Genomic DNA, 13,709 nt, shown 5'->3' with positions numbered 1-13,709 from the left:
ACAAATCAGTAGCAAAAACGACATATTTAAGTGTACTTTTAGCAGCCTTAATAGTATCCAAACTAAAACCAGATAACAAGCAACTACAACGGCTCGCTGAAATGTAAAAATCTAACACCCTATAAATGAAAATTTTTAATTAAAAATTTGATTTTATTGCTGATTTTATTGATTTTAAAGTTGGAATGAAATTAGAAATTTTAAAAATTAAAAAGTTCCACTTTCGATTTCTATTATTTTCAACAGTCTATAAAATGCATAAATAAGGAGAACAGTGGTTATTAAATTTAAAAAAGTAGCCAGATCATCAATGAGTGGGGATGAAGAGGTTATATTCAAAAGATCTAACAATCTTCCCGTTGAGAAAAAAAGGATTGCTACAGCGTAAATCTTAAATGCTACTATACTTTTTTCTAACTTATTGAAGATTAAAGCCAAAGCTGCTTCTTTGTACTTCCTGAGATTTAAAAAGATTTTAACTGGTAAGAAAAACACGGTAGTAGTTAAGATTAGAATTATTGCTGAGATGAAAATATCCATTATTAGACCCCCCTCATTAGTTTCTGCAAGAAAAAGGTGAACATCAATAGTATAAGCGCATTCAAATCCAGCAATAATTCCACAATAATACTGTTACCCAAAAAAACGTAAACCAGCCCGGTTATAAAAGTTATTAAAGTACTCATAACCAGTAATCCGAAAAGATTAATAACTCTTTTCTTATGTAAAAAAACCATTGACATGGCGATTTCTTTATTTTTAAGGGCATTAAGCAACTTCAAAGTCGTGTAAAATAATAATAAACCCAGTGTAAAACCAACACCTCTTTGAACGAATAAGAAGGTTAAATCCATTCACTTACACCTGTTTTGGAATTATTGATTCAAAGTATTAGCAAGTTTTAAATTTTTAAGCATTCTTTAAGGATTAAGGCTTTAAGGATTAAGTCGTTTATACATATCTTGACTATTAATATTATTCCGTTGGTTTTTTTAAAAATTGAAATTTAAAAGCCTCGGGGGGGATTTGAACCCCCGACCACGAGATTACGAGTCACGCGCTCTACCAGACTGAGCCACCGAGGCAATTATTCCAAGAATTATATTCTTAGAATTATTTACCGAATTGGATTTTATTATTTATAATTATGATGCTTGTTCAGATATACATCCATTTAATATTCATCAAGGGTCTGCTGTTTAGCCCGGAATTGGTCCAAATCTATTACCATTCCGTCCTGGGCAGCAATCGTTTCTGTTCCAGTTTCCTCAGTTAATCTTCTAGCTTCCTCAACAGGGTGATCAGTGATGAGCTTCATACCCAGATGGGTGATGATAGCCATTTTAGGTGAAGTCTCTTCAATTAGTTTTTTAAATTCATTAGCGCACATATGGCCCCTGATTTTTTCATCCTGAGGCCTTATCACACTTGCAATCAGAACATCAGATTTTTGATGATGTTTGCTGAGTTCTTCGAAGTAGGCGGTATCAGAGGTGTAGGAAAGAGTGAATCCATCCCATTCCAGACGAAAACCAATATTTTTAGGATCACCATGTTTGGTAGGGGTGGCAGTAACCTTCAAATTATCCAGTCGGAGTACTTGCCTAGCTTCCATAACTTCCACCCTTGGTTTACTCAAATGATAATGGGATATGCATGGTCCCCACTTTTTGTAACCATGTATAACACTCTGACTCCCAATAACCAGCCCCTTATTTCTGGTCATACCCCGAGTCATGGCCTCAATTAAGACCTCAGCATCGCTATAATGGTCGGTGTGAGAGTGTGATACCAGGATTCCGTGGAGTTTTAGGGGGTTCACACCGAACTGGTAACTTCTTACCAGAGCCCCAGGCCCAGGATCCAGGTGCAGGTTTTTCCCGTCAATACCATCGATTCTAAATCCGCCGGTCATCCTGCGCTGGGTTATAGTAGCGAAATCGTCCACCACCACTTCCTAAAAAGGTTAACTTCATATATTCACCTTGATTTTATACTTTAAGTTTATTATCTGGTTAAAGGGTTAAATTTATTCAGGGAATTATTTTTTTAATTAATTCTTTTTTAATTAAAAATTCAAATAATACCTTTCCAATAAACTTTTTAAATATCTTTTAATCTGCTTTGCATAAAATGATATCACAGCTTAAAGCAGCTTTATTCTTCTTGACACATAGATTTTCATCTTCAATTACCACCAAATCACCAATATTTAGGGGTGAAGCTTGTTCCAGTTTCATGATGACCGAGTCTCCTGCACGGGCAAGGACTTCCCAATCCATATTCAATGCTTCAACACCCTCAGAGAGAATTACTTCAACTTTATCCCCTTCAGCCTTTTTAACTCTTCCCACCTCCCCCTGAGTTATGATCTTGGATGCCATTTGAATATCTCGTGATTTTGCCAGCATTTCCTGCCGGAGCTTTTCTCTCCATTTTTCCAGTTCCTTCACATCACTGAGGATAGTGGTTCTTAATAGTTCCATGGCCTGTTTATGTTCCAGTTGAGGGTGGATAATGAATATATCATACTCTGGACTCACTGAGGGTGTGGCTTGGGCCACGTCTTCCATAACCTTTTGGAAGATTTCTCCCACTTCCACCAGGCTAATTTTAGATTTCCAATACTTTTTCAAACGTTTATTGGCTATTTCTTTGGTGATTTTATTTCCGAAAATAACAATGGAGCTTTTACCACTTTGCATTTTATTTATCTGGGAACCAGTTAGTTCAACCTGGTGAAAACCATTGGTGGTGGCGTAAATCCTTTTACGTTTTGTTTCATGGGTTGCGCGAACTTTAACCTCACCAACCAGAACTTCACCCAGATTACGAATCTTCTCCCCATTATCCGTTATTTTAAGATTTATATCAAGCTCATCTGCTCTTTTAAGGAGCTCATCAGTAGTTTGAATCTTCCCAGAGTACAAATCTTCTTCAAGAACCTCTCTTTGATTTTTATCACCAAGAAAACCTATGCTTCGCTTGTCACCAGCCATTACACATCCTTTGCTCCCTACATATGTCATAATCAGGCTCATAAAATCACCAATATTAATTAATATCCATATCCACTATTTTTAATAAAATCAAAATGATTTTTTAATATTTATTTATCTGTATTTAATTAAAATCTTTTTATTATAGTCCCTTTCCATATTAAATTTAGAAATATCTAACAATTATCTTTCCAAGTCTTTGAATTAGTATATATGTATTTTTCAAGTTAGTAATGTAAAATCAGTTATTTAATAACAACAATATTCGCTGAATGAGTTAAATTACTTTCAAAAAGAATCTTCAAGCATTAGTTGCCAAAAAGATTTTTTTACTCTCTCATCATTATTCTAGAAAACATCAAAAATCTTAACAATTTGACACTTATTGAATTGGATCAAAAACCATTATTTGCCTCTGGTTCAGAGTTTAACCCACATTTTGGCATTAAATCATTAAATCATTTATTCATTTATTATTATTTTAATTTTTTGATAAATCCAATACTTTTTATGACCTTTATTCCTTCTTCATAAATGGAACAACGTATTTGAAGACACAAGCATCTGAACCATCAGCAATTGTGGCTCTTTTTTCTACTTTACCTTCCATACCTGTCCAGTCAAAGGTTTGCTGATTAATGGCCTGGCAGTTTAGACAGAAAACAGGTTTCTTTTTGGCATCTTCAATCCAGGGGCAATTCAAGAATTTGAAAAGATGTACAGCGCCTTTAGCTTCAATTTTAGTTTGAATACCGAAATCTGCGAACAGATTGGCTACCCAGTCCAGATATGCATTGTAAATACTTTTCAAATCATCCAGGCCTTGTTCTTCAATTATATCTCCAAGTTCCTGTTCAAAACGGGGTCTTAAATCCTCTTCAAGCCTTGCTGCGAAGATTTTAAGCAAGGTGTTCCTAATTTCTGCATCTGAAGCATCTGCCGTGGTGGGCATAGAGTTTAAAATGAAATCATAGAAATCTGCTAAAACCTGTTTTTTAAGGTTTTCACTTTTTTTAACATCTTCAGCATGTTTATAGAGTGCCATTTCTATGTTAGCATTAAGTTCACTCTTTTTGAAAGGCTTGATTATGTATCCATAAGGCTCTGTCATTCTGGCCCTTTCTAAAACTTCCTCATCAGAGTAGGCTGTTAAGTAGATTATGGGTATATCAAGCTGGTTGCGGATTTTGGCAGCGGCTTCTATACCGTCCATACTCCCCTTGAGAACAATATCCATTAAAATTAAGTCAGGTTTTTTTTCTAAAGCGGTTTCAACAGCATCTTCTCCTGTGTATACAATATCCACCACTCGATGACCCAGATCTTCTACTTTCTGTTTAATTCCCATGGCAACTATTGCTTCGTCTTCCACAACCAGTATACGTGATTCGGTCATCAAATCCGCTCCTCATATTTCAGTTCCTCAAAATCAATAATGAACTCTTTATTTTCCCTATCAAACGACATTTCTCCATCTAATTGACTAACAAGGTTTTTGATGAGTTTTATTCCGAGCGTATGCCTGGATTTCAGATTGAAATCCTCGGGGAATGCCTTGCCATCGTCTCTAACTTTCAATAAATATTTTCCCTTTTCCTTTTCTGCCAATTCCAGATTTATTTCCCCAGTGCCAGTGGGAAATGCGTGTTTTAAGGTGTTGGAAATAAGTTCATTAATTATAAGTCCGCAGGGAATAGCTGTCTCAATACCCATAATAATGTCTTTTATTTGCATTTTAATATTGATTTTATCAGGATCAACACCATATGAGTGGAAAAGATCATTTATTAAATTTTTAACATAATATGCAAAATTAATATTAGTTAAATCTTCGGACTGGTAGAGATTTTCATGTATCAGGGCAATGGACATTATCCTGTTTTGGCTTTGACGGTAAAGTTCAATAACAGCCTCATCATCAATCTGTGATGATTGAAGACTCAAGAGAGTAGATATTATTTGAAGATTGTTTTTCACTCGATGATGCACTTCTCTTAAAAGAAGCTCTTTCTCTTTTAAAGATCTCATTATCCTATCTTCAGCCAGTTTGCGCTCGGTTATATCTCTTCCCACACCAACAAATGCTTCCAGTTCATCGTCCTGGTTCATAATTGCTTTGTCTGCCCAGGCAATCCACCGCCATCCATTCATGGTTAAGAGGCGGTGCTCCAGGAAAACAACGTAAGGGGGATGGTGGAGTTTATCCAGTGCCCGGTGTGTTTTTTTCTGATCTTCTTGATGCACCAGTGGCAGGAAATTACTTCCAATAATACTCTCTTCAGTGCGTCCCAGAACTTCACAGTAGGATGGGCTGGCAAAGAGGACTTTACCTTCAGGGTCGAATTTAACAACCATATCAGTCTGATTTTCAACAAGTAACCGATATTTTTCTTCACTTTCTTTTAAAGCGTTTTCCATCCTTTTCTGTTCGGTTAGATCCCGTCCTGTGCCGAAGAAAATATTATTTCCACCTAATTCCACTGGGGTGATGGTTAACTCCAAAATTTTTATTTCGTCTTTGATTTTTAAAGGTAACTCCACTATTGGCTGGACGAACCATTCTTTAAGATCAATGGGCTCAGTTTCAGGGGGGATGAAATCTTGTATTTTCTTTTTTAGAAGTTCTACTGGTTCTGTTTCCAGAAAATTTACTGCGGCCTCGTTGAAATCTGTGAAATTGCCATCTTCACCAAATACCATTATGGGGTTTTTGGTTTTTTCAAAAAGAGCCCGGTATTTTTTTTCACTCTCAAGAAGAGCTTTTTCTGCCATCTTTTTTTCATAGTGTTCTTTTGCTTCTTTTAAGGCTCTTCGAACAGCATATCCTAATTTAGAGAGATTATGTTTCAGTACATAATCTGTGGCTCCTTTTTTGAGCATTTCAACTGCAAATTCTTCCCCTATTTTGCCACTGACAAAAATGAATGGTGTGTGGGGAGTCTTTTCTTGTGCTATGTAGAGCGCTGATACTCCATCAAACTGGGGTAGGGAGTGGTCTGCCAGGATAATATGGGGTTGCCACTCTTCGATTTCCCTCCGGTAATCTTCTTCTCCTTCAACACGGTGGCTATTGAAAGTGAACCCTCCCCTTTTCAATTCCCTTTCTATTAATTCTGCATCTAAGGGAACATCTTCCAGGATAAGAACTTTAATTATTTCTTCCATAGCATCACTGATTTTATTCTAACACATAAGAATCATATTTCACATATGAATCATATTTATTACTGCATATTTATCAATATTTATTAAGAGTAGTTATTATTCCAGCAACTATTTCCCTTACAATTATCTATAGTAACATTTCTATAAGTAACAAGTAACATTATCATCATTATCATTTAGTATTATGATTTCATAAATCAAATTCTTATAAACAAGATTTAAGGGGGGTTATTGATTAGCATCCAGTAGAATCCTAAAGTAGATACTGCTTCAATGAAATCATCGAATTCTACAGGTTTACTAACATAACTATTAACACCTAACTTGTAACTTTCCACAATATCTCTGTCTTCCTGAGAGGAAGTTAAAACCACCACAGGGATGCTGTTTGTCCGTTCATCAGCTTTGATCTTCTGCAGAACCTCTAAGCCATCCACCTTGGGCATCCTCAAATCAAGCAGGATAAGTTTGGGAATGTTATCCACATTTCTATGTTCGTACTCTCCAGTAGCGAAAATGAAATCAAGGGCTTCTGCCCCATCTTTAACCCACACGACTTGATTTGCTAGGTTTTTCCTTTTCAATGCTCTCATGGTGAGTTCAGCATCTGTAGGATTATCCTCTACTAATAATATTTCAGCTTCTTCCAATTCCATTAAAACACCATTCCTTCCTGATCTAATTAAAAAAATCAATCCTTTTTGCGCTGTGTAAAAAGTCAAAGTTACTGATATTTTGTTTTTTTTTATGAGTAAAGTTCCATTTTATTAATATTCCATTTTTTTGATTTATAAGTTCACTTTTTGTTTCATTTTCCTTGCACTGTTTTGGGATTTTCATTTCCCATGATCTTGATTATTTTTTAGGTTTATTTTTAGGAAGAGTGAAGTATATGGTTGCGCCCTTATCGACAGCACCTTCTCCCCAAACATGACCTCCATGTCGTCTTATAACTCTTTGAACTATTGAAAGACCAACACCAGTTCCTTCAAATTCTTCGGGGCTGTGCAGTCGTTGGAATAATCCGAATAGTTTGTTAATGTATTTCATGTCAAATCCGGCTCCATTATCTTTGACATAATATACAATTTCATTTTTCTCGACCTTACCACCCACCTCAATAACCGCTGGATCTTTATTGCGCGTGAATTTTATGGCATTGGCAATGAGGTTTTGGAATACCTGACTCAGCAGTGCCCGGTCTCCATAAGCATTGGGCAGGTTTCCCACATTGAATTCCACATTTCTTCCTTCAACATCTCCCTGGAATTCTCCGTAAACACTCTTTGCCAAAGCTGCCATATCAATTTCATTAAATTTCATTTCCTGACGACTGGCACGGGATAGTAGTAGAATATCATCAATCAAGTGTCCCATTTTGGCTGTGTTATCCCTGACTATGTTCAGAAGCCTTATTCCCTCCTCATCCAGTTTATCTTCATAATCTTCAACTAGAATACGAGAAAAACCATCTATTGCTCGTAATGGAACTCTTAAATCATGGGAAACTGAATATGCAAAGGCTTCTAATTCTTGATTTGCATCTTCCAGTTTTTCTGTTTGCTCTTTTAGTTTATTATTCAATTCGTTAAGTTTTCTGATTTTTTCAATTCTTTCAGCAAGTATGGCCACCAGAACCACTACCACAATAAGCATTAGCAAACGAAAGTAATCTTCATTTAAAGACATGGTTAAAATATTGTAAACGGGTTCAATGGCACATAAAAAACTTATTAACACTTGGTTAAAGACCATACTCTACCCCCTTATTTATTAAATTCTTAATTGATCTATGTTCTTTATTATACATGTAATTTACCCATTATTCACAACATTATAAATGTTTCATCCAAAATTTGGGAGAATAATCACAACGATTCGATATTGAATTAATTTGCAGAATTAATTTGCACGAAGAAACTTACATGAAAAAAGAGAAAACATGAAAAAAAGTTCAGATAAATAAAAAGTGAATTAAATAAATCACAGACATATTAAATGATTGATTACTTCATAATCTTAGAATCCGTCAAATAAATGATCCTCATCTGTATTTACGGATAAGAAATCATAATTGATCTAACATTAATCATTCGCTAAAATCTAATTAATTTCCAATCTTTTTAATTTTCCATTTTTTTTAAATTAATCTAATTTCATCCAATATTTTTCAAAATAACTGCGTAGCGTTCTGTTGATGTAAGCAATAAAGATGAATAAAACTAATTTCAAAAATCGGTGAAAATAGGGAGTAAAAAAAATAGGGTTCATTTATGTTAGATAAAAAGGGATTACTTATTTCGAGCGATTTTCTGTGGTGGACTCACTAATTTTGCTTTTTGATTGTGTTAATTGATTCAGGGGGTTATATCTTTCAGATAAAACTTCTTTTAAAAATTCCCCTGTATAAGAGCCACTGGCAGCAATTTCCTCTGGTGTTCCCTGGGCAACCACCCTTCCACCGCCATCTCCACCTTCAGGTCCCAGATCTATGATATAATCTGCGGTTTTAATCACATCTAGATTGTGTTCAATAACCAACACGGTGTTACCACCATCACGAAGCCTTCCCAGAACATGGAGTAGTTTCCTGATATCTGCAAAGTGCAGACCGGTGGTTGGTTCATCCAGAATATATAGAGTTCTGCCAGTGCTTTGACGGCTCAACTCCTTGGCCAGTTTCACCCTCTGGGCTTCTCCACCAGATAGGGTGGTAGCAGGCTGTCCCAGTTTAATGTAACTCAAACCAACATCATCCAGAGTTTTGAGTTTCTTCTTTATACGTGGAATGTTCTCAAAGAATTCCAAAGACTCTTCAACAGTCATGTCAAGCACTTCAGAGATGTTCTTACCTTTATATCTTACTTCAAGGGTTTCACGGTTATATCGTTTACCTTTACACACCTCACAGGGCACGTAAACATCAGCCAGAAAGTGCATTTCGATTTTGATAATACCATCACCTGTGCAGGCCTCACATCTCCCACCTTTTACATTGAAACTGAACCTTCCGGGTTTGTAACCCCTTTTTTTGGATGTAGGTGTCTGTGCAAACATTTCCCGGATATAAGTGAACACTCCTGTATACGTGGCAGGGTTAGAGCGTGGTGTACGACCAATAGGTGACTGGTCAATGATAATAACTTTATCCACGTGTTCTGTACCTGTAATGGAGTCATGTTCACCTGGATTAAGGTGCTTATGGTTGAGGGTTCCGTAAAGTCCCTTGTATAATACATCGTTGATAAGGGTACTTTTACCTGAACCTGAAACTCCAGTGATGCAGGTAAAAACTCCCAAGGGGAATTTAACATCAATATTCTGTAGGTTGTGTTCTCGGGCACCCTTCACAGTTAAAAAGTTCCCATTAGGCCTTTGGCGTTTAGAGGGGATGGGAATGGTTTCTTGACGGGAAAGATAATGACCGGTAATGGATTCTGGGTTTTCCATTATCTCCTGGGGAGTGCCAGTGGCAGTGATCCATCCACCATGTTCTCCTGCCCCGGGCCCGATATCCACCACATAATCTGCATGTAAAATGGTGTCTTCATCATGTTCCACCACAATGAGGGTGTTTCCAATATCCCTTAATTTTTTAAGGGTTTCAATGAGCCGATGATTGTCTCGCTGGTGGAGTCCAATGCTGGGTTCATCTAATATGTATAGTACTCCCACCAGCCCGGATCCAATCTGGGTGGCAAGACGTATCCTTTGCGCCTCTCCCCCGGAAAGACTACCTGAAGATCGCTCAAGAGTGATGTAATCCAGACCAACATCTTTCAGGAATTTCAAACGTTCTTTTATCTCCTTTAAAACCTCATGGCCAATGAACTGTTCCCTTTCTGATAATTCCAGGCTTTCAAAGAAGGCATAGGCATGTTTTATAGGCATCTCCACCACTTGGGGGATGGATTTACCACCTACAGTCACGCTGCGACTTTCAGGACGCAGGCGGGTACCGTTACACGCCGGGCATTTCCTATCACTCATAAATTGACCCATATAGCTGCGCATGTAATTGGATTTGGTCTCCATGTAAATCCGTTCCATACGCCTAACCACACCTTCAAAATAACGATTAACCCGATGCAGACGATTTTTTCTCTGGAAGACAAATTCTATTTTATCAGGTGAGCCGTAAAGAATGATATCCTGGTATTTTTGAGGTAAATCCTTAAAGGGAGTGTCCATACTGAAACCATAGTGGTCAGCTACTGCCCTTAACATCTGCCCGTAATAGTTATCCCGATGTTTGGATTTGCTCCAAGGTAAAATAGCCCCTTCATTAAGGGAAAGTTCACAGTCAGGCACTACCAGATCTGCATCGATCTCCAGTTTACTTCCCAATCCATTACACTCGGGACAGGCCCCGTGTGGACTGTTAAAGGAGAACATTCTGGGGCTGATCTCCTCAAAATTGATTCCACAGTCAGTGCAAGCGAAGTGTTCACTGTAGATCTTCTCATAATTATTTTCATTAGCCTTGTTCTTTCCTTGACCCCCATTCCCTTTCTTAATATTCTTATTACATTCCCCGGCATTCCCATTCCCATAAACCACGATCAGGAGACCTTCACCCAGTTCCAGAGCGGTTTCCACAGAATCCGCCAGACGGCTTTCAAAATCCCGGTCATATCGAATCACCAGACGATCAACTACAGCTTCTATGCTGTGTTTGAAGTTTTTCTCCAGTTGGAAGTCTTCATCAAGACTGTGAATTTCACCATCTACCCGTACTCGAACAAAACCCTTACGGCGCAGTTCTTCGAATACCTTTTGATGTTCTCCTTTCCTATCCCGAACCAGCGGTGCTAAAATTTGTATTTTACTACCTTCTTCTTCCTGAAGTATGCTGTCAACAATCTGACCCGCAGTCTGCTGACTTATGGCCTGACCACACTGGTGACAGTGAGGAGTACCTATTCTTGCAAATAAAAGTCTCAGGTAATCATAAATTTCGGTAACAGTTCCCACAGTGGAACGAGGGTTCATTCTGGTTGTTTTCTGGTCAATGGATATGGCTGGAGATAATCCTTCAATATAATCCACTTCTGGTTTTTTCATCTGTCCCAAAAACTGCCGGGCATAGGCAGAAAGGGATTCAACATATCTCCTCTGGCCCTCAGCATAAATAGTGTCAAATGCTAGGGATGACTTCCCTGAGCCGCTGATTCCAGTTATAACCACTAAACGGTCTCGGGGAATCTCCAGGTCAATGTTTTTAAGGTTATGTTCCCGGGCCCCTTTGATTAAAATACTATCTTTCTTATTCATGAATTTGAAATCCCCTTTTCAATCTTAATTCCAATTTATGTGCCTATCTTCAAAATTTTTCAATTATAGAGTGAAATCTCTCATAAATCGCGAATTATACAAATTTTTCATAAACTTCTTGAAATTTTAAACTCTTAATTTCAATCTTGAACTCCTTCCAGTATCAATATCTTGTCACGAATTTTGGCTGCCTCTTCAAAATCCAGTCTGGCAGCTGCTTTCTTCATTTCTTCCTTTAGGTCTTTTAAGAGAAGACGCAGCTCATCTTTAGGCATTTTATCCACATCTTCACGCATAATAACATCCTTTTTCCGGGTCTTTTCTTTCAAAGTTCTTTCTGTACTCCGGGGGGTTATATTATGTTCCTGGTTATATTTTAACTGCAATTTCCGTCGCTTATTGGTTATGTCAACTGCATTACGTACGGAATCAGTGATTTCATCAGCGTAAATAATCACCTGCCCTTCCACATTACGCGCAGCCCTGCCAATGGTTTGTATAAGTGATGTTTCTGAACGTAGGAATCCTTCTTTATCCGCATCTAAAATACCCACCATTCCTACTTCTGGAAGGTCCAAACCCTCCCTCAGGAGGTTAACTCCCACCAGACAGTCGAATTCACCCCTGCGCAGATCATCGATAATATCAATCCTTTCCAGGGTGCTTATCTCCGAGTGAAGATAGCGAACTTTTACACCAGCACGAGCATAGTAGTCGGTCAAGTCTTCTGCCATACGTTTGGTTAGGGTGGTAACCAGAACTCTCTGATTTTTTTTCACTTTATGCCTGATTTCTCCCAGAAGATGGTCCACCTGCCCCTGCACAGGGTGTAATTTCACTTCTGGATCTACCAGGCCCGTAGGTCTGATAATCTGTTCCACTACTTGACTGGAGAGATTCAATTCATACTTTGCAGGGGTGGCTGAAACATATATCACCTGATTCTGCAAACTTTCAAATTCTTCAAAATTAAGAGGCCTATTCTCTCGAGCAGAAGGTAATCGAAAGCCATAATCTACTAAAACATCCTTACGCGCACGATCACCCGCATACATCCCTCTAATCTGAGGCACTGTAACATGGGACTCGTCAATGATGGTAAGATAATCCTCTCCGAAGTAACGCAGGAGGCTGTAAGGTGTTTCTCCCCATTCACGACCAGAGATGTGCATGCTATAGTTTTCAATACCATTACAGTAACCCATTTCTCTGAGCATTTCCAAATCGAATCTGGTCCGCTGCTCCAGACGCTGTGCTTCCAATAACTTATTTTCAGCCTCAAGCACCCTTAATCTATCTTCAAGTTCTTCTTCTATGGCCTTTAAGGCTTTGTCCATTTTATCTGGTGAAGTAACAAAATGCTTTGCTGGGAATATTATCACTTTATCCAGTTCACTGGTCACCTTGCCCCGCACATGATCGATGAATGCCAGACCATCCACCATATCACCGAAAAGTTCCACCCGGATGGCAGTTTTTCCCTGGGCCGGGAAAATCTCCACCACATCACCCCGCACTCTAAATTTTCCCCGGGTAAAATCAACATCATTACGCTCATACTGCATTTCAACCAGTTTAGAGAGTATATCTTCCCGGTCTATTTCCTGTCCAATTTCAAGTTTAAGCAGCAAATTCCCGTAATCTTCAGGAGCACCAATACCATAAATACAGGACACACTGGCCACCACAATCACGTCATCTCTGCTCAAAAGCGATTGGGTGGTGCTATGCCGCATCATATCTATTTCTTCATTGATAGATGCCTCTTTATCAATGTAAGTGTCACTTTGAGGTACATATGCCTCTGGTTGATAATAATCGTAGTAGCTGACGAAATATTCCACAGCATTATTGGGAAATAATTCCCTGAACTCTTCGTACAGTTGAGCTGCCAGGGTTTTGTTATGGGAAATTACCAGGGTTGGTTTCTGAACTTCCTGAACCACACAAGCCATGGTGAAAGTTTTTCCAGAACCAGTAACTCCCAAAAGTGTCTGGTGTTTCATCCCACTCAGGACACCTTCAGATAAAGATTTAATTGCCTTAGGCTGATCCCCCAAGGGCTTATAATTAGATACAAGTTCAAATTCTCTCATTTATCAATCCTCATGCAAAAACAAAATATACATCAACATTTCGTTAAACCTAAAAACAGATTATATTAATCCTATTATCAATATCTTATATATAATCTACTGATCTTGGAACTGTTCGCATATCAATTTCACATAGATCTCATAAGACCCTTCAAAGGGAATTCCACGCTAAGCG

Annotated in this window: 10 protein-coding genes and 1 tRNA gene; all 11 read right to left on the bottom strand. The window is 38.1% G+C overall.

The annotated features are described in order from the left end of the window. Positions 1–207: 207 nt before the first annotated feature. Positions 208–540: a hypothetical protein gene (locus HVN35_10080; protein NYB52888.1), complete on the bottom strand. Its 333-nt coding sequence runs from the start codon at positions 538–540 to the stop codon at positions 208–210. A 2-nt stretch (positions 541–542) separates the two neighbouring features. After that, positions 543–854 carry a hypothetical protein gene (locus tag HVN35_10075; GenBank protein NYB52887.1) on the bottom strand — a complete coding sequence of 104 codons (312 nt, stop codon included), beginning with the start codon at positions 852–854 and terminating at the stop codon, positions 543–545. A gap of 157 nt (positions 855–1,011) precedes the next feature. Further along, positions 1,012–1,085 (bottom strand) — tRNA-Thr (locus HVN35_10070). Positions 1,086–1,174: 89 nt separating this feature from the next. Continuing rightward, positions 1,175–1,951 (bottom strand): MBL fold metallo-hydrolase, encoded by a 777-nt coding sequence (locus HVN35_10065; protein ID NYB52886.1) that lies wholly within the window; start codon positions 1,949–1,951, stop codon positions 1,175–1,177. A 163-nt stretch (positions 1,952–2,114) separates the two neighbouring features. Continuing rightward, positions 2,115–3,041, bottom strand: a complete 927-nt coding sequence (locus HVN35_10060; GenBank protein ID NYB52885.1) for a DUF2121 domain-containing protein — start codon at positions 3,039–3,041, stop codon at positions 2,115–2,117. A 475-nt stretch (positions 3,042–3,516) separates the two neighbouring features. After that, a complete protein-coding gene (locus tag HVN35_10055; GenBank protein ID NYB52884.1) occupies positions 3,517–4,395 on the bottom strand; it encodes a methanogen output domain 1-containing protein in 879 nt (292 codons plus the stop codon). Continuing rightward, on the bottom strand, positions 4,395–6,164 hold the full coding sequence (locus HVN35_10050; protein ID NYB52883.1) for a PAS domain S-box protein: 1,770 nt from the start codon (positions 6,162–6,164) through the stop codon (positions 4,395–4,397). The genes HVN35_10055 and HVN35_10050 overlap by 1 nt, the downstream gene beginning before the upstream one ends. 218 nt (positions 6,165–6,382) lie before the next feature. Continuing rightward, positions 6,383–6,820 (bottom strand): response regulator, encoded by a 438-nt coding sequence (locus HVN35_10045; GenBank protein ID NYB52882.1) that lies wholly within the window; start codon positions 6,818–6,820, stop codon positions 6,383–6,385. A gap of 199 nt (positions 6,821–7,019) precedes the next feature. Then, positions 7,020–7,919, bottom strand: a complete 900-nt coding sequence (locus tag HVN35_10040) for a two-component sensor histidine kinase (protein NYB52881.1) — start codon at positions 7,917–7,919, stop codon at positions 7,020–7,022. A 540-nt stretch (positions 7,920–8,459) separates the two neighbouring features. Continuing rightward, positions 8,460–11,438: an excinuclease ABC subunit UvrA gene (uvrA, locus tag HVN35_10035; protein ID NYB52880.1), complete on the bottom strand. Its 2,979-nt coding sequence runs from the start codon at positions 11,436–11,438 to the stop codon at positions 8,460–8,462. Between the two features lie 140 nt (positions 11,439–11,578). Then, positions 11,579–13,534, bottom strand: coding sequence for an excinuclease ABC subunit UvrB (uvrB, locus tag HVN35_10030; protein ID NYB52879.1), 1,956 nt, complete (start codon positions 13,532–13,534; stop codon positions 11,579–11,581). Positions 13,535–13,709: the final 175 nt, after the last annotated feature.

The sequence above is a fragment of the Methanobacteriaceae archaeon genome (assembly GCA_013403005.1).
Classification (GTDB): Archaea; Methanobacteriota; Methanobacteria; order Methanobacteriales; family Methanobacteriaceae; genus Methanobacterium.
Note: the sequence above shows the minus strand (reverse complement) of the source record. Positions and strands in the feature narration are given on the sequence as shown.